General features: G+C 61.5%; 12 protein-coding genes. 3 read left to right on the top strand and 9 right to left on the bottom strand.

What is annotated here, in order from left to right; translation table 11 throughout:
- Positions 1 to 37: 37 nt before the first annotated feature.
- Positions 38 to 1,420: a cysteine--tRNA ligase gene (gene cysS, locus AC1RAC_RS10740; RefSeq protein ID WP_034127906.1), complete on the bottom strand. Its 1,383-nt coding sequence runs from the start codon at positions 1,418 to 1,420 to the stop codon at positions 38 to 40.
- Between the two features lie 15 nt (positions 1,421 to 1,435).
- Positions 1,436 to 3,136: a glutamine--tRNA ligase/YqeY domain fusion protein gene (locus AC1RAC_RS10735; RefSeq protein WP_003192174.1), complete on the bottom strand. Its 1,701-nt coding sequence runs from the start codon at positions 3,134 to 3,136 to the stop codon at positions 1,436 to 1,438.
- A gap of 237 nt (positions 3,137 to 3,373) precedes the next feature.
- On the opposite strand from AC1RAC_RS10735, the gene AC1RAC_RS10730 reads away from it, so the two are divergent.
- Positions 3,374 to 3,877 carry a peptidylprolyl isomerase gene (locus AC1RAC_RS10730; protein ID WP_003174772.1) on the top strand — a complete coding sequence of 168 codons (504 nt, stop codon included), beginning with the start codon at positions 3,374 to 3,376 and terminating at the stop codon, positions 3,875 to 3,877.
- Positions 3,874 to 4,623, top strand: coding sequence for a UDP-2,3-diacylglucosamine diphosphatase (gene lpxH / locus AC1RAC_RS10725; RefSeq protein ID WP_014718941.1), 750 nt, complete (start codon positions 3,874 to 3,876; stop codon positions 4,621 to 4,623). Before AC1RAC_RS10730 ends, lpxH begins: the two co-directional genes overlap by 4 nt.
- A 659-nt stretch (positions 4,624 to 5,282) precedes the next feature.
- On the opposite strand, the gene AC1RAC_RS10720 is transcribed toward lpxH, so the two are convergent.
- From AC1RAC_RS10720 to AC1RAC_RS10690, 7 genes are all read right to left on the bottom strand, one after another.
- Positions 5,283 to 6,812: a DHA2 family efflux MFS transporter permease subunit gene (locus tag AC1RAC_RS10720; RefSeq protein ID WP_020302329.1), complete on the bottom strand. Its 1,530-nt coding sequence runs from the start codon at positions 6,810 to 6,812 to the stop codon at positions 5,283 to 5,285.
- On the bottom strand, positions 6,812 to 8,011 hold the full coding sequence (locus AC1RAC_RS10715; RefSeq protein ID WP_034127907.1) for an HlyD family secretion protein: 1,200 nt from the start codon (positions 8,009 to 8,011) through the stop codon (positions 6,812 to 6,814). Before AC1RAC_RS10715 ends, AC1RAC_RS10720 begins: the two co-directional genes overlap by 1 nt.
- Positions 8,012 to 8,026: 15 nt before the next feature.
- Positions 8,027 to 9,478 (bottom strand): efflux transporter outer membrane subunit, encoded by a 1,452-nt coding sequence (locus AC1RAC_RS10710; protein WP_054917321.1) that lies wholly within the window; start codon positions 9,476 to 9,478, stop codon positions 8,027 to 8,029.
- A complete protein-coding gene (locus AC1RAC_RS10705; protein ID WP_014718945.1) occupies positions 9,475 to 9,948 on the bottom strand; it encodes a MarR family winged helix-turn-helix transcriptional regulator in 474 nt (157 codons plus the stop codon). The genes AC1RAC_RS10710 and AC1RAC_RS10705 overlap by 4 nt, the downstream gene beginning before the upstream one ends.
- 276 nt (positions 9,949 to 10,224) lie before the next feature.
- Positions 10,225 to 13,911 (bottom strand): translocation/assembly module TamB domain-containing protein, encoded by a 3,687-nt coding sequence (locus AC1RAC_RS10700; RefSeq protein WP_492616563.1) that lies wholly within the window; start codon positions 13,909 to 13,911, stop codon positions 10,225 to 10,227.
- Entirely contained in the window at positions 13,911 to 15,638 is a 1,728-nt protein-coding gene (locus AC1RAC_RS10695) for an autotransporter assembly complex protein TamA (protein ID WP_198861991.1), read from the bottom strand. Before AC1RAC_RS10695 ends, AC1RAC_RS10700 begins: the two co-directional genes overlap by 1 nt.
- 64 nt (positions 15,639 to 15,702) lie before the next feature.
- Positions 15,703 to 16,353, bottom strand: coding sequence for a GNAT family N-acetyltransferase (locus AC1RAC_RS10690; RefSeq protein ID WP_034127911.1), 651 nt, complete (start codon positions 16,351 to 16,353; stop codon positions 15,703 to 15,705).
- A 168-nt stretch (positions 16,354 to 16,521) separates the two neighbouring features.
- On the opposite strand from AC1RAC_RS10690, the gene xthA reads away from it, so the two are divergent.
- Positions 16,522 to 17,334, top strand: coding sequence for an exodeoxyribonuclease III (gene xthA, locus AC1RAC_RS10685; RefSeq protein ID WP_057974927.1), 813 nt, complete (start codon positions 16,522 to 16,524; stop codon positions 17,332 to 17,334).
- Positions 17,335 to 17,387 lie beyond the last annotated feature (53 nt).

The raw sequence follows: 17,387 nt of genomic DNA, 5'->3' as shown, positions 1-17,387 counted from the left end.
CGGGGCGTTTTTTTATTCAGCGTGCAGCTATCAACGGTCAGTCAGCCAACCGCCACGTCGTCCCACCCTTGCCGTCTTCCAACACCACACCCATCGCGGTCAGTTGGTCGCGGATACGGTCGGATTCCGCCCAGTCTTTATTGGTGCGAGCCGCCAGACGCGCCTGGATCAGTGCATCTACCTCAGCGGCATCCACACGCCCTTCAGCGCCGGCTTGCAGGAAGTCATCGGCCTCCATCTGCAACACGCCCAGCACGCTGGCCAGTTCTTTCAGACGCGCCGCCAGGCCCGCCGCTGCGTCGATATCGGTCTCGCGCAAGCGGTTGATCTCGCGCACCATCTCGAACAGCACGGCGCAGGCTTCCGGGGTACCGAAGTCGTCGTTCATCACTTCGGTGAAGCGTGCCACGAAGGCCTCGCCGCCTGCCGGCGCCACCGCAGGCAAACCTTTCAACGCGTGGTAGAAACGCTCCAGGGCGCCCTTGGCGTCCTTGAGGTTGTCTTCCGAGTAGTTGATGGCGCTGCGGTAGTGGCTCGACACCAACAGGTAACGCACCACTTCCGGGTGGTACTTTTCCAGCACGTCGCGGATGGTGAAGAAGTTGTTCAAGGACTTGGACATCTTCTCGCCATTGATGCGGATCATGCCGCAGTGCATCCAGGCGTTGGCGTAAGTCTTGCCGGTGGCGGCTTCGCTCTGGGCGATTTCGTTTTCGTGGTGCGGGAACTCAAGGTCGCTGCCGCCGCCATGAATGTCGAAGGTCTCGCCCAGGCAGCAGGTGGACATCACCGAGCATTCGATGTGCCAGCCCGGACGCCCGGCGCCCCAGGGCGACTCCCAGCTCGGCTCGCCCGGCTTGGTGGCTTTCCACAGTACGAAGTCGAGCGGGTCCTGCTTGGCTTCGTCGACTTCGATACGCGCGCCGATGCGCAGGTCTTCGATCTTTTTACGCGACAGCTTGCCGTAGCCCATGAACTTGGCGACGCGGTAGTACACGTCGCCGTTGCCTGGGGCGTAGGCGTAGCCCTTGTCGATCAAGGTCTGGATCATCGCGTGCATGCCCGGGATGTGGTCCGTGGCACGCGGCTCCATGTCCGGCTTGAGAATGTTGAGGCGTGCCTCGTCCTCGTGCATGGCGGCGATCATGCGCTCGGTCAGCGCGTCGAACGACTCGCCGTTTTCGTTGGCACGGTTGATGATCTTGTCGTCGATGTCGGTGATGTTGCGCACGTACGTCAAGTCATAGCCGCTGAAACGCAACCAGCGGGTCACCAGGTCGAAGGCAACCATGCTGCGGCCGTGGCCGATGTGGCAGTAGTCGTACACGGTCATGCCGCACACGTACATGCGCACCTTGTTGCCGTCCAGCGGCTTGAAGACTTCTTTGGTCTTGCTGAGCGTGTTGTAGATCGTTAGCACGATGTTTCCCTTAAATCACTGGCCCCACGAATCTCGCAAGGTCACGGTACGGTTGAATACCGGAGCACCAGGTTTCGAGTCCTTGATATCCGCGCAGAAGTAGCCTTCGCGCTCGAACTGGAAACGGTCTTCCGGCTGTGCGTCGCCAAGCGATGGCTCGGCACGACAACCAGTGAGTACTTGCAGGGAATCAGGGTTGATGTTGTCGAGGAAACTCGCGCTGTCTTCAGCCTTCTCAGGGTTTGGCGAGCGGAACAGACGATCGTACAGGCGCACTTCGCATTCGATGCTGGCAGCGGCCGGCACCCAGTGGACCACACCCTTGACCTTGCGGCCTTCAGGGTTCTTGCCCAGGGTGTCCGGATCGTACGAGCAGCGCAGTTCGACGATGTTGCCGTCGGCGTCCTTGATCGCTTCGTCCGCACGGATCACGTAGCTGCCGCGCAGGCGCACTTCGCCGTTCGGCTCCAGGCGCTTGTAGCCTTTTGGCGGCTCTTCCATGAAGTCGTCACGGTCGATGTAGATCTCGCGGGCGAATGGCAACTTGCGCACGCCCAGCTCTTCTTTCTGCGGATGACGCGGCAGTTCGAGGTTCTCGACCTGGCCTTCCGGGTAGTTGGTAATCACGACTTTCAACGGGCGCAGCACGCACATGGCGCGCGGGGCGTTGGCGTCGAGGTCCTGACGGATGCTGAATTCCAGCATGCCGAAATCGACCACGCCGTCGGAGCGGTTGGTGCCGACCATGTCGCAGAAGTTGCGGATCGACGCCGGGGTGTAGCCGCGACGGCGGAAGCCCGACAGAGTCGACATGCGCGGGTCATCCCAGCCATGCACGTGCTTTTCATCGACCAGTTGCTTGAGCTTGCGCTTGCTGGTGATGGTGTAGTTCAGGTTCAGGCGGCTGAACTCGTACTGACGCGGGTGCGCCGGGACCGGCAGGCTGTCCAGGAACCATTCATACAGTGGGCGATGGCTTTCGAATTCCAGGGTGCAGATGGAGTGGGTGATGCCTTCGATGGCGTCCGACTGACCGTGGGTGAAGTCGTAGTTCGGGTAGATGCACCATTTGTCACCGGTCTGGTGGTGATGGGCATGGCGGATGCGGTACATGATCGGGTCGCGCAGGTTCATGTTCGGCGAGGCCATGTCGATCTTGGCGCGCAGCACGCGGGCGCCGTCCGGGAATTCGCCGGCGCGCATACGGTTGAACCAGTCCAGGTTCTCTTCCACCGAACGGTCGCGGAACGGGCTGTTCTTGCCCGGCTCGGTCAGCGTGCCACGGTACTCCTTGGCCTGCTCCGGGGTCAGGTCGTCCACATAGGCCTTGCCGGCCTTGATCAGCTCGACGGCCCAGTCGAACAACTGGTCGAAATACTTGGAGGCATAGCGCACTTCACCGGACCATTCGAAGCCCAGCCACTTGATGTCGCTTTCGATGGCGTCGATGTATTCCTGGTCTTCCTTGGCCGGGTTGGTGTCGTCGAAACGCAGGTGCGTGACGCCACCGAACTCCTGGGCCAGGCCGAAGTTCACACAGATCGACTTGGCGTGGCCGATGTGCAGGTAGCCGTTGGGCTCAGGTGGGAAACGGGTGACGATCTGCGTGTGCTTGCCCGAATCCAGGTCCGCCTGGATGATCGGGCGAAGGAAATTGACCGGGACGGCAGGTCCGGCCTTGGTATTCGAGGTAGGGTCGACAGTGGGCTTGCTCATAGGATCCTTGAACAGACAGGTGCGTGGCCAGGTGGGGCCAGATAAAACAAAGGGCTCATAATAGCCGAAGCAGTCAAGACACATACAGAGCGCGGCCAATTAATTGCCCGGGCGGTAAAAAACCACCTCGAAATTCCCGCAGGGCACGCTAAACTGCGCGCCTTGGCCGTCGTTTAGCCAGACAGGTAAGGTGCCCAGGCGCCCACACCCACGAATTCCCTGAAAAGAGTAGCGAACATGACTCAAGTCAAACTGACCACCAACCACGGTGACATCGTTATCGAGCTGAACGCCGAGAAAGCGCCGATCACCGTCGCCAACTTCATCGAATACGTCAAAGCCGGCCACTACGAAAACACTGTTTTCCACCGTGTCATCGGTAACTTCATGATCCAGGGCGGCGGTTTCGAGCCGGGCATGAAAGAGAAGAAAGACAAGCGTCCAAGCATCCAGAACGAAGCGGACAACGGCCTTTCCAACGACAAGTACACCGTCGCCATGGCCCGTACCATGGAGCCGCATTCGGCCTCCGCGCAGTTCTTCATCAACGTCGCCGACAACGCCTTCCTGAACCACAGCGGCAAGAACGTGCAGGGTTGGGGCTACGCGGTGTTCGGTAAAGTCACCGAAGGCACTGACGTTGTCGACAAGATCAAAGGCGTATCGACCACCTCCAAGGCCGGTCACCAGGACGTTCCAGCCGAAGACGTGATCGTCGAGAAAGCCGAGATCGTTGGGTGATATTGCTGATTTCAGATTTGCATCTGGAAGAGGAGCGCCCGGACATCACCCGGGCGTTTCTGGATCTGCTCCACGGCCGCGCCCGTGGCGCCCAGGCGTTGTACATTCTGGGGGACTTCTTCGAAGCCTGGATTGGCGACGATGGCATGACCCCCTTCCAGCGTTCCATCTGCGCGGCTCTGCGTGAGCTGAGCGACAGCGGCACCCCGATTTTCATCATGCACGGCAACCGTGACTTCCTGATCGGCAAGGCGTTCTGCAAAGCGGCAGGCGCTACCTTGCTCAAGGACCCGACGGTCGTGCAGTTGTATGGCGAGCCAGTGCTGTTGATGCACGGCGACAGCCTCTGCACCCGCGACCTCGGCTATATGAAGCTGCGGCGCATCCTGCGTAACCCGGTTGTACTGTTTATCCTGCGCCACCTGCCCTTGGGCACCCGCCACAAACTGGCGCGCAAGTTGCGCAGTGAGAGCAGCGCTCAAGTGCGCATGAAGGCCAACGACATTGTCGATGTCACCCCTGAAGAAGTGCCACGGGTGATGCAGCAGTTCGGCGTGCGCACCCTGGTCCACGGCCATACCCACCGCCCCGCCATCCATAAGTTGCAGATCGGCGACCAGGCGGCCAAGCGCATTGTGCTGGGGGACTGGGACAAGCAAGGGTGGGCGCTGCAGGTGGATGAGCAAGGATTTCAGCTGGCGGCGTTTGACTTCGTCAACCCGCAGTTGGCGTTGCCTGGCGCCTGAACCTCTGACACAACACCGTTCAACCTGTGGGAGCTGGCTTGCCTGCGATAGCCATAGGTGTCTACACAACTTCGGTACGGCGCTGACCCTGTGGCGAGGGAGCTTGCTCCCGTGACGGACTGACAACCGACGCTGATCTAGCTGACGCACGCGATCCAAATGTGGGAGCTGGCTTGCCTGCGATAGCGGCCTGACAGCCAACACAGCTGGATTGTGTACATATCCATTCCTGCGGTAACGGCTACTTAGGGTTCCGCCCTGACGGCGGGTCACTTTCGAAAAAGCGCGAAAGTAACCAAAGCGCTCTTGCCCCACCACTCGGCACCTCGCTTAGGCTCGGTGTGCCCGAACACAGGCTTGAATCCGTGGGCCGCCGCCACGCGCCATCCATGGCGCGGGGCGGCTAACCCGGCGTCCTGCCGGGTTACCCACGAATTCAAGCCTGCGTTCGGCCAGCGTGGTTTAACGGGGCGCCTGAGATCAAGATCAAAAGCAGATCAAGATCAAGAGCGACTCGCTTCGCAACGTGGTTACCGTCCACCGTTACAGCGTTATGTAGATACCTATGCTGCGATAGCATCACCTCGGTGCATCTGATACACCGAGGTGTCTGCATCGCAGGCAAGCCAGCTCCCACAGGGACCGCGCTGACCTTACAATCAGTGCCCCGAAGCCGCAGGCCCGGCCTTCGCCGTGAACGGTGGCTTGGCCAGCCACACCAGCAACATCAAGCCCATGAACATCCACCCCAGCAACGTGAAGTAATCCACGGTGGACATCATGTACGCCTGGCTGGTGAGAATCTGGTCCAGTTGGGTATAGGCCTTCTGCCCTGCCCCGCCCAGCGCCTGCAACGCATCGCGGGTGGTCGAGTCGTAGACGGTCATGTTCTCGCTCATGTAGGCATGGTGCTGGTCGGCCCGGCGAATCCAGATCCAGGTTGTCAGCGAGGCCGCGAAGCTGCCGCCCAAGGTGCGCAGGAAGGTCGCAAGCCCCGCGCCGTCGGCAATCTGGTGCGGCGGCAGGTCGGACATCAGGATGCTCAAGGTCGGCATGAAGAACAGCGCCACGCCGATGCCCATGAACAGCTGCACCATGGCGATGTGGGTGAAGTCCACTTCGTTGGTGAAGCCGGCGCGCATGAAGCAGCTCAAGCCAATCGCCAGGAACGCCAGGCCCGCCAGCAGGCGCAGGTCGAACTTGTGCGCATACTTGCCCACGAACGGCGACATCAGCACCGGCAAAATGCCGATGGGCGCCACTGCCAGCCCGGCCCAGGTGGCGGTGTAGCCCATCTGGGTTTGCAGCCACTGCGGCAGGATCAGGTTGATGCCGAAAAAGCCCGCATAACCCAGGATCAACACGATGGTGCCGATCCGGAAGTTACGGTGCGCGAACAGCCGCAGGTTGACCACCGGGTGCTTGTCGGTCATCTCCCAGATCACGAACACCGCCAGGGCAATCACCGAAATGGCCGCACCAATGATGATGAAGTTGGACTCGAACCAGTCCAGGTCATTGCCCTTGTCGAGGATGATCTGCAAGGCGCCCACGCCGACGATCAGGCTCAGCAGCCCAACGTAATCCATCGGCTGATAACTGGTGACCACCGGACGCTTCTTCAACTGCGAACGCACCACCATCACCGCAAAGATACCGATGGGCACGTTGATGAAAAAGATCCACGGCCAACTGTAGCTGTCGGTGATCCAGCCGCCGAGGATGGGCCCGGCAATCGGCGCGACCACCGTGACCATCGCCAATAACGCCAGGGCCATGCCGCGCTTGGCCGGTGGGTAGACCGCAATCAGCAAGGTCTGGGTCATCGGGTACAGCGGCCCTGCCACCAAGCCTTGCAGCACCCGAAAGCCGATCAGCTCAGGCATCGAGGTAGAGATACCGCACAGGAACGACGCCAGCACGAACAGCAGGGTCGCCCACAAGAACAGCTTCACCTCGCCAAAGCGCCGGCTCAACCAACCGGTGAGCGGCAAGGCGATGGCGTTGCTCACCGCAAACGAAGTGATCACCCAGGTGCCCTGCTCCGAACTCACCCCCAGGTTGCCGGAGATAGTCGGCAACGCCACGTTGGCGATGGTGGTGTCGAGCACCTGCATAAAGGTCGCCAGCGACAGGCCAATAGTGGCCATCAACAGGCTGGGTGGCGTGAACGAGGCGTTATTGCTCATCAGCGTTGCGCAGCCTTGGGAGCGGCGACGCTGTTGTCATGGATCAACTGGTTGATCATGGCATCGGCCTCGGCCAATTGGCGGTCATACACGTTGGTGGTGAACGAGGCTTTTTGCGGCGCCTGTTGCGCCAGCACCGGGCCGCTCTGGTCGTGCAGGTCTACGTTGACCACGGTGCTCAAGCCCACTCGCAGCGGGTGTTTGGCCAGCTCTTCGGCGTTGATATGGATGCGCACCGGTACCCGCTGCACGATCTTGATCCAGTTGCCGGTGGCGTTCTGCGCGGGCAGCAAGGCGAACGCGCTGCCCGTGCCGGCGCCAAGGCTGTCGACGGTGCCGCTGTACTTGACGTCGCTGCCGTAGATGTCCGACTCGATATCCACCGGCTGGCCGATGCGCATATCCCGCAGTTGGGTTTCCTTGAAGTTGGCGTCGATCCACAGCTGGTCCAGCGGGATCACCGCCATCAGCGCGGTGCCCGGTTGGACGCGCTGGCCCAGTTGCACGGTGCGCTTGGCCACATAGCCGGTGACCGGCGCGATCAAGGTGCTGCGCGCATTGGTCAGGTACGCCTGGCGCAGTTGCGCGGCGGCCGCTTGCACATCGGGGTGGGACGAAATCACCGTGTCATCCACCAGGGCATTGGTGGTTTTCAGTTGTTGCTCAAGGTTGGTCAAGGCGTTCTTGGCGGCGGTCAGGCTGTCGCGAGCGTGAGACAGTTCTTCCTGGGAAATCGCGCCGCCCTGGGCCAGGGTCTTGCGGCGGTTGTAGTTGTCCTGGGCGGTTTGCACATCGGCTTTCTGCGCATTGACCTGGGCTTTCATGCCATCGACGTTGCTGTACAGGCCGCGTACTTGGCGCACGGTGCGGGCCAGGTTGGCCTGGGCACTCTGCAGGCCGACGGCGGCGTCGTTGGGGTCGAAGTTGATCAGCACCTGGCCTTCATGGACCAGGTCGCCATCGTCGGCGCCAATGCTGACCACGGTGCCGGTGACCAGCGGGGTGATTTCCACCACGTTGCCGTTCACATAGGCGTCGTCGGTGCTTTCATTGAAGCGCCCGTAGAACTCATACCAGGCCCACACGCCCACCACACTCAGGATGACGATGAGCGCCAGGCCGATCAGCATCACTTTGCGTTTGCGGGGGTTGGTGTCTTTGGGTTGTTCGGTTGCGTTGTTGCTGTCGGCAGTGGCCATGACAAATACCTCAAATTATTCCGTGCGTGTAGCTGGGGTGGTCGCGGCCACGCTGTTGGCGTGGTACCCGCCACCCAGGGCCTGCATCAATTGAATCGACAGGTCAATCTGCGCCGCATTCAGGGTGGCCAGCTGACGCTGGGCCTGCAGCAATTGCTGCTCGATGCTGAGCACATCCAGGTAGTTACCGATGCCTGAGCTGTAGCGTTGCACCCCGGTGTCGTAGGACTGCTGCGCGATGTCGGCGGCATGTTGCTGGGCCTGGATCTGCCGCCCGGTGTCGCGCAGTTGGGACAGGCTGTTGCCGATATCGCCCAAGGCTTGCACCAGGGTTTTGTTGTACTGGGCCACGGCCAGGTCGTAGTCGGCGTCGCGGGCATCGAGATCAGCACGCAGACGGCCGCCGTCAAAGATCGGCAGCGAAATCGTCGGCGCAATGTTGAAGAAGCGGCTGGCCGAACCGAACATCGCATCGCCCAGCAACGACTCGGCACCTGCGCTCGCGCTCAGGTTGAGGTTGGGGTAGAAGCGGGTCTTGCTGGCATCGATGTTCTTGCTCGCGGCCTCTACGCGCCAACGTGCGGCGACCAGGTCCGGGCGACGGCCAAGCAACTCGGCAGGCAACACCGCCGGCACGGCCACGGCGCTGGGTTTGAGCACCGCTGGGCGCGCCAACTCGTCACCGCGTTCCGGGCCTTTGCCGAGCAACACAGCCAACGCGATCTTGGCGCTTTGTAGTTGTTTTTCCGCGTCAATCAGTTGCGACTGAGAACTGGCTTCCAGGCTCTCGGTCTGCTGGAACTGGTACTCGCTGTCGATACCGGAACTCAGGCGGCGCTTGCTCAGGTCGAGCATCTGGCGGGTACGCTTGAGGTCATCCACGGCCAGGTCACGCACGATATGGGCCTGGCCCAGGTCGCTGTAGGCCTTGGCCACGTTCGCGGCCAGTGTCAGGCGCGCGGCCTGCTGGTCGACTTCGGCAGCACGGGCCTCGCCCAACGCCGCTTCCCAGGCGGCGCGCTGGCCGCCCCACAGGTCGAAGTTGTAATTGAAGCTGGCGCCGATGTTGCGCACCGTCGAATAGGCATCGCCCTGCCCGCGTGGGTCCTGGTCCTTGGCCAGGCGTGAACGGCTCACGCCGGCGCTGGCATCCAGGGTCGGCATACGGGCGGCGTTGGCGGCATAGGCCGCCGCTTCGGCCTGGTGGGCGCGGGCGTCGGCGACTTGCATGTCGGGGCTGTTCTGCAGGGCTTCCTGGATCAGGCCGTCAAGCTGTGGGTCGCCCAGGCTTTTCCACCAGTCGGCGGCCGGCCAGGCGGCGCTCGACAGCGTCACGCCGCTGAGGGATTTACCGGTGTGCAAGGTATTGGCGTCGAGGCGCTGGCCCTGGGTGTCGAGGCCGCTGTAATTGGCGCAACCGGCCAACGTCATCGCCGCCAGCACCAGGCTGAATGCGCGTGTGTTCATGATCTACCTACCCGCTGGATCGTGATGGGGTCACCCGCAGCGATCAGCATTTTCTTCAGGATCCGCTCCAGGGTTTCCAGCTCGCCCGGCTCAAGCACGCCGGCCAACTGGTTAAGGGCCTTGGCGCCAATGTGCGGCAGCATGTCCGCCAGGCGCTGGCCCTCGGCGGTCAGCACCAACTGCACCTGGCGGCGATCCAGCTCGGAGCGCTTGCGGCTGAGCAAGTCTTTTTGCTCCAGACGGTCGAGCATGCGCGTCATAGAACCGCTATCCAGCGATAGGTTGCGGCACAGTTCCGCCGGGGTATCGACGCCGAACTGGGCCATGATGATCAACACCTTGAACTGCGCGGCGGTGATGCCGTGGGGTTCCATATGGGTGTCGATGATACGGTCCTTGAGGATCGCGGCGCGGCCCAGCAACAGCCCGAGGTGGCAGTTGTGGAAGTTGTCAGGGGTGAAGTGAGGCATCGAAAGTCACCTTATTACTGCCTAGGCAGTGAATGTGTGACGAGATGTTACTGCTTAGGCAGCGAATGTCAAATGGAATAATTAGGTTGCTTGGTAGTTGAGTAACTTAGAGCCTTGGACAGCAATCAAATCAGCGAGAGTCCAGTTAAGGCTTTTTGTAGGAGCGAGCTTGCTCGCGAAAAAACTCACGGGCACCGCGTGCATTCAGGATGCACGCGTTATCGTTGACGTTTTTCGCGAGCAAGCTCGCTCCTACATTTTTTGATCGGGCAAGGTTTAGAAATCGCGCTTGTAGAAGATATCCAGGGAACTCGCTACGCCCGTGGCCACTTCCAAGTACACCTTCTTGCTCAGCAGGTAGCGCAAGGCAATGGTGTTAGCCGGTTCGAACACCCCTACCCCATAACGCAAGCTGAGCTTCTCGTTGATCTTGCCGCTGGCCACCACGGCGGTGCTGTTACCCGTACCCTGGGTGTCCAGATCAAAATCCTGAATCCCCAGCTTATTGGCAATATCCGAAGTCACGCCAGCGCTGCCCATCAAGCCCAGGCCCAGGGCGGCTTCGGCGAGCATGTTGTTGTCTTCGCCAGTGTTGGTGCGCGAACGGCCCAGCACCAGGTATGACAACGCATCTTCCTGGGCCATGGCCGGCTCGGAAAAGATCTGCGTGGTGGGTTGTTCGGCGCTGCCGCTCAGGCGGATACCCGCGGTGACCGTGCGGCTGGATTCGGTAACGATGCGCACCGCTTCGATATCCAGGAACGGCTGGTCCAAGGGCCCCGCGAACAACAGGCGTGCGCGGCGCACATTGAGGCGCTGGCCGTAGGCACGGTAGCGGCCGTCGTTGAGCCACAGCTCACCACGGGTGTCCATGTTGTCGCCGATGTGCACGTGGCCCTGGACCTTGGCGGTGAGGCCGAAGCCGGCGAAGTTGAGCTGGTCCTCGCCTACCTCCACGTCGATATCCATGGCCATGGCCATCGGCGGTTTACCCTCTTCGGTCTGGCTGCCGATGATCACGGTGTCGTCGGACACCTTGACCGTCGAAGGCGGCAGTTCGCGCACGCTGATATCGCCACGGGGGATGTGGACTTTGCCGGCAATCGCCAGTTTGTCGTCCTTGAGGCTGATCTTCAGGTCGGGCGCCACTTCCAGCTTGGCGTAGGGCTCCACGGTGACCGGCAGTTGCGAGCCTTTGAGGCTGAGGTCGACCACCAGGGCGCGGCCCCAGTCGATCTGGCCCGTAAGGCTACCCTGGCCGGCCTTGCCGCTGCGCCAGCCGCCGTTGAGCTGCACGCTTTCACCGGCGATCTGCGCCTGCAGGTTCAGGCCTTCGAGGCTGATGGGCAACTCCGGCCCGGAGACTTCACCGTCCACCAGGTTCAGGTTGCCGTTGACCAGGGGCGCGAGCAAACCGCCGGAGATGCGGCCATTGCCGTTGAGTTTGCCGCTGAGTTTTTCCACCATGGGTACAAAGGGCCGCGCTACGGCGAGGTCCAGACCCGTAAGGCTGAAATTGCCGGTGATCGGCTTGTTGCTCGGCAGCGGATTGATCTGCGCCTGCAACAACAATTGGCCAAGCTTGCCGCCACGGAAATTCAGCTGGGTGTCGATGCGCTTGGGATTGAGGGTGGTTTCCAGCTTCAGGGTGTCGTAGGGGAAATCCAGCCACTGGCCCTTGTCGCGCACGCGCAAGGTGCCGCCACTGGCGTCCACCGCGACCACACCTTTTGGGCCGCTCTGGGGCAAGTCGAGTTGCACATCGGCGTTGAGCCTGCCCTGCCAGGCGAAGTCTTTGGGCAAGAACCCCGCGAGGCTGTCGAGAGGGAATTGCTTGAGGTGGTAACGCAACTTCGGCTCGGGCATCAGGCGCTGGTCTTCCCCACACAGGCTGGCGCCACCGGAGACCCAGCAGTGCGCACCGAAGGTCAGCTTGCCATCGGCCAGGCGTTCGATCTTCGCCGGGGCTTGCAGCCGCCAGTCTTGGCCACCGGCTTGCACGTCGCCACTGGCCAGGCGCCCGCGCCAGTTGTCTTTGTCGAGGTTGCCGTCCAGGGCCAGGGCCAGTTTGACCAGCGGGCCAGTCAGCGCCAGCTGGACTTTCTGGTTCTTGATATCGCCCTGGGCGCTGGCGGTGAGGTTGCCGACTTGCGTCTCGCCGCTTTGAATGCCGTTGGCCTTGAGGTCCAGCTTGGCGCGCTGGGCACTATCGAGGTTGGCGTCCAAGTTGAGGCTTTGCAGACGATTGTCGGCAAAGGCCAGTTGCTGCCCCTTGAGGTCGAGTTTGCCTTGCGGGGCTTTCAAGGTGCCGGCCACTTCGACACGCCCGTTGACTTGCCCACGCAGTTGCGGCCAGAGCTGGGCCAGGCGCGCCAGCTTGATGTCGATCTGCCCGGCCAGACGCTGTTGCAGGCTGCCGCTGCCGTTGATGCGGTTGTCGCCCAGGCGGATGTCCAGGTTGGCGAGGGTCCATTGTTCGCCGGCGCCTTCGGCCTTGGCCGCCAGCACAGCGGTTTGCCCGCGCAGGCGGCCCTTGAGGTCGAGGTCAGCGTTGAACTTGAGTTGTTCGTTCTTGAACTCACCTTTGCTGCGCAGCGGCCCGGCCAGGGTGCCGGGCAACTCTGCGACCCAGTAGGCAGGGTTCAGCGCCGACAGATCCAGCGCAGTGTCCCAGGCAATGCCGTCGGCAAATTGCAGGTTCAGGTGGCCTTCGGCCTTGCCCTGGCCGGCACTCAGTTTCAGCTCAGGCAGGAAGACCTGCTTGAGGTCGCCACTGAAGGGGGTGACCACATTGAACTTGCCCGCCGGGCCGTCGAGGTCGGCCTTGAGATTGCCCAGGTAGTTGCCGTCTTTATAGGAGATTTCACCGTTGAAGGTGCGCAAGGCCACTTGCGGTTCGTCAATGACCGGATAGAGGCGATGCCAGGGGAAGTCCAGCCAGTCGATCTTGGCGTCCGCGCTGAAGCCTTGTTGCCAGTCCAGGTTGGCACTGAGCTTGAGGCTTTGCTTGTCGCCGGCCGTCAGGTCCAGGCCAGCAATCTGTGCGCCCTTGGCGTCAACCTTGCCCTTGAGCAGTAAATCCACCGGGCCGTTTTCGGCCGGTAGCACGGCCTTGCCCAGCAACTGGTAGCCATTGCTCAGGTCGCCTTTAGCGTTCAAGTCCAGTTGATTGAGTTGCAGGGTATCGGGCAGGTCTGCGCTGGGTTTGAACGACTCGGAGGTGATGTGCACCTGCGCCGGCAGGTTTTCCACCAGGGGTTGCAGCTCGCCAGTGAGCTTGGCCGGCAGATAGCCGCTGCTGTCGGCGTCGAGCTTGAGGGTCTTGAGCAAGTCGCCGTCGAGCTTGAGAGCAACGCTCCAGGGCGCGCCGCCCGGCGCATAGGGCAAGCTCAGGTTACCGGTGGCATTCAACGGCCAATCGCCGCTGGGTTGCAGCAGACCGGCGAGGTCCAGTACCAGATCGTCGCGCTGCAGATGCACCGAGTCGATCTGCAGGCCGGCGGTAGTCCAGTGCGCCACCAGTTGCAGGCCCTTGAGTTCTTCATTGCCGTTGAACAGCAGGCTGCCAATGCGAACATCGCCCAACTGGAGCGAAACCGGCAGCTTCAGGTCGGGCAGTTGAATCGGCCCGCTGTCGCTCTCTTCGGCACTGGGGGCGAATTCCAGGCTGACCTGTTCCACATCCAGTCGGTTGATGCACAGGGTCATGCGCAGCAGGCAGCCGGGCGTCCAGTCAAACGTCGGTGCATTCAGCTCGACGCGGCTGCCATCCTGCTGCCACAGCAAATGATCGGCACTCCACTGCCCGCCCAGGCGCCCCTGGAAATTTTCCACGCTCAAACCTGGCACCTGGGCCAAGGCCCAACGACTGCCCGCCTGGGTGCCAAGCACTGACCACAGCGCCAACAACAGCAAGACGAGGATGGCAACCAACGCCAGCCCCGCTATTTTCAAACCACGCATCACAGCTCAGGCCCCATGGAAAAGTGCAAGCGAATGCCGCCCGGATCTTCGAGGGCATGGGCCAGGTCGAGGCGAATCGGCCCCACCGGCGACACCCAGCGCACGCCGACGCCCACGCCGGTTTTCAGGCTGGGCAAGTCCAGGTTGTTGAACGAGTTACCCTGGTCGACAAAGGTCGCGATACGCCATTTATCGGTGATGGAATATTGATACTCAGCGCTCAAGGCCACCATGTAGCGGCCACCGATGCGGTCGCCGCGATCGTTCTCGGGCGATAGCGTCTGGTACTCGTAGCCGCGCACGCTCTGGTCACCACCGGCGAAGAAGCGCAAGGAAGGAGGCACGGATTTGTAGCCATTGGTGGCACTGCCGCCAAATTGCGCACGGCCGAGGAAGCGGTGGTTGTCCCACAAGGTGGTCAGGCCCTTGACCGTCGCTGTGCCGTAAAGCAGGTTGGTGTCGGACCCCAGGCCCTCTTTGGCGACCTTGGTGTCGAACATCAGACGGTAGCCATGGTGCGGGTCGATGCGGTTGTCACTGCGCAAGTAGGAATAACTCACGCCAGGCATCAGCAGGTTACTCAGGCCCGAGTCATTGCCCAGGCGATATTCTTCGCGCTGGTACTTGAGGGAGATCACCCGCGTCCAGCCACTGGGCAACTTGCTGTGCCATTCGGGGCCGATGGTGAGCAGCTTGCTCAGGGTGTCAGTGTTAGCGATCTCTTCATTCTGGTAGCCGCCAGCAAAGCGCAATTTGTCAGTGAGCGGCGGGTCGAGCGGGATGTCGTACCACAACCCGACATTCTGCCGTGGCGCCGACAGTTCAGCTTCCCAGCCATAACTGTGGCCCTGTGGGTTGACCCAATGGCGCGTCCAGTTGGCTTTGCCCCGTGGGCCGACGTCAGTGGAATACCCCAGGCCCAGGCCCATGGTGCGCGGCTTGCGGGTGTCCAGTTGCACCGCCACCGGGATCACGTCATCGGTGGCGGCGGTGGGGCTGGCGTCGACGCGCACGCCTTCGAAGAAGCCACTGGCTTGCAGGTTCTGGTTGAGTTCGGCGACCAGTTCGGAGTCATAGGGTGTGCCGGGCTTGAACGGCACCATGCGCTGCAACAGCTCTTCATCAAAGGGCGTGTCGCCGGTGAAGCTGACCTTGCCCATGCTGTAGCGTGGGCCGCTGTCGTAAATGAGTTCGATGTCGGCCACGCCCGCTTGAGGGTCTACGGCAAGTTTCTGGCTGGTGAAACGCCCGCTGAAAAACCCGTAGCGCGAGGCCTGGTTCTGGATCAGGCGCTTGGCGTCTTCGTAATGGCCGTGATTGAGCACGGCGCCGGGCTTGAGGTCGTCGCTGGCGGGCACGCGAAAGGTCTTGAGACTCGCGGCCTGGCCGTCGACCCTTATGGTGACGTCGCGCAAGTGCACCGGTTCGCCGGGGTCGATGGTGAGGGTCAGGCGCGGGTTCTTGCCGCCCTTCACATCGCTGTTGATCTGCGGCTGATAGTAGCCCAGGGCCTGCGCGGCTTTGCGCGCCTGCTCCTCGGCGCCACGGCTGAACCGCAGCAAGGCTTCTTCATCACGATCGCCCACACCGCCGATGTAGCCTTCGATGTTGGCTTTCAGCGCGTCGTTCGAGGGTTTGATCCGCACGTCCAGTTCGCTTTGCGCCAATGCGCCGCAGCTCGTGAACAGCAGAATCAAGCCGCTGGTAAATCTTCCTGGAAACTTCATAGGCGCGGATGCTACACGAGCGAGAGAGGAACTATGAACCCGGATTCTTCTGAATAATTCTGTCTCAAGCCGTTGCAGGATGTAACGCCTGGGGATTGGGATGGAAAAACACATGCTCGCGCACCGGCCCTACGGCGACTTCGCCGATTTCCTCATAGCCCTGTCGCTTGTAGAAATCCAAATAACGGGAGTTACCGGTGTCGAGCACCACGCCGGATGAATGCGGGTCGTCGGCACACCAATTGTGTACCGCTTCCAGCAACTGCTCACCATGGTGCTTGCCCTGGAACTGCGGGTGAATACCCAGCAACGGCAGCACATGCACAGACGTGTTGGGCAGGCACGCCATGACGGCATGATGGTATTCCAGGTAACGCCGCGTACCGCGCACGCCGGTGCTCAGCCACATGCGGATTTGCCAGGCCCAGCTTTCGGTGATGCCCAGGCGCCGCTGGGGCGGTGCAATCAGGGCAATGCCGATCAGCCGGTCGTTGACGAACAGGCCGATGGCCGGGAGTTTCTGGAAAAAATGCTGCTTGACCAGTTCGCGCACAGTGGCACGTACTCGCTGTTCATAGCCCGCCCGCTCGGCTTCGAAGATGTAGGCAAAGGTCGGCTCATGGCGATACGCCTGGTACAGCAGGGATCGCGCTTCACGGGAGTAGCCGCTATTGAGCAGGCGGATTTCGGCAGTGGCCGTCGAAGTGTCTGGCATAACAGTCAATCTCCCTGGGCGCCACTCAAACATGGCGTTCTTATGGGTACGAACCTGCACAGCTCCAGTCGTTCCCAGACATTAGCAGCGCATTCATCCTGCCGCCACGCTGGCCCCCATCCGACTTGTCGGCTAGCATCGCCCTTTTGCCAGACTGGACTGCCGACCATGAAAATCGTCTCCTTCAATATCAACGGGCTGCGTGCTCGCCCTCATCAGTTGGCGGCGCTGATTGAAAAGCATCAACCGGACGTGATCGGTTTGCAGGAAACCAAGGTCCACGATGATCAGTTCCCGTTGGCCGAAGTGCAGGCCCTGGGTTATCACGTGTACTACCACGGGCAGAAAGGCCACTACGGCGTGGCCCTGCTCTCGCGCAAAGAAGCGTTGAGCGTGCACAAAGGCTTTGCCAGCGATGAAGAAGACGCCCAGCGCCGGTTTATCTGGGGCACCTTCGCCGACGAAAACGGCCACCCAGTGACCATCATGAACGGCTACTTCCCCCAAGGCGAAAGCCGCGACCACCCAACCAAGTTCCCGGCCAAGCAGCGCTTCTATGAAGACTTGCAGCAATTGCTGGAAAGCCAGTTCAGCAATGACCAGGCGCTGGTGGTGATGGGCGACGTGAACATTTCCCCAGAGGACTGCGACATCGGCATCGGCGCCGACAACGCCAAGCGCTGGCTGAAAACCGGCAAGTGCAGCTTCCTGCCGGAAGAACGCGAGTGGATGGCACGCTTGAAGAACTGGGGCCTGGTGGACAGCTTCCGCCACCTCAACCCGGACGTGACCGACCGCTTCAGCTGGTTCGATTACCGCAGCCGTGGCTTTGAGGACGAGCCCAAGCGCGGGCTGCGCATCGACGTAATCATGGCGTCCACCGGGTTGGTGCCTCGGGTGAAGGACGCGGGGGTGGATTATGATTTGCGTGGGCTGGAGAAACCGTCGGACCATGCGCCGATCTGGTTGGAACTGAGCTGATTGTAGGAGCGAGCTTGCTCGCGAAGAACTTGAGGGCGCCGCGTTTATTCAGG

It is taken from the genome of Pseudomonas sp. GW823-FHT02F05 (genome assembly GCF_058797315.1).
The sequence above is the reverse complement of the archived record's forward strand: the minus strand, read 5'-3'. Positions and strand labels throughout refer to the sequence as shown.

Coding starts and splice junctions, on each gene's coding strand:
- AC1RAC_RS10715 (WP_034127907.1), bottom strand. CDS start 8,011: ATGGCCACTGCCGACAGCAACAACGCAACCGAACAACCCAAAGACACC.
- AC1RAC_RS10720 (WP_020302329.1), bottom strand. CDS start 6,812: ATGAGCAATAACGCCTCGTTCACGCCACCCAGCCTGTTGATGGCCACT.
- AC1RAC_RS10695 (WP_198861991.1), bottom strand. CDS start 15,638: ATGAAGTTTCCAGGAAGATTTACCAGCGGCTTGATTCTGCTGTTCACG.
- AC1RAC_RS10690 (WP_034127911.1), bottom strand. CDS start 16,353: ATGCCAGACACTTCGACGGCCACTGCCGAAATCCGCCTGCTCAATAGC.
- AC1RAC_RS10735 (WP_003192174.1), bottom strand. CDS start 3,136: ATGAGCAAGCCCACTGTCGACCCTACCTCGAATACCAAGGCCGGACCT.
- AC1RAC_RS10705 (WP_014718945.1), bottom strand. CDS start 9,948: ATGCCTCACTTCACCCCTGACAACTTCCACAACTGCCACCTCGGGCTG.
- AC1RAC_RS10700 (WP_492616563.1), bottom strand. CDS start 13,911: ATGCGTGGTTTGAAAATAGCGGGGCTGGCGTTGGTTGCCATCCTCGTC.
- AC1RAC_RS10710 (WP_054917321.1), bottom strand. CDS start 9,478: ATGAACACACGCGCATTCAGCCTGGTGCTGGCGGCGATGACGTTGGCC.
- xthA (WP_057974927.1), top strand. CDS start 16,522: ATGAAAATCGTCTCCTTCAATATCAACGGGCTGCGTGCTCGCCCTCAT.
- AC1RAC_RS10730 (WP_003174772.1), top strand. CDS start 3,374: ATGACTCAAGTCAAACTGACCACCAACCACGGTGACATCGTTATCGAG.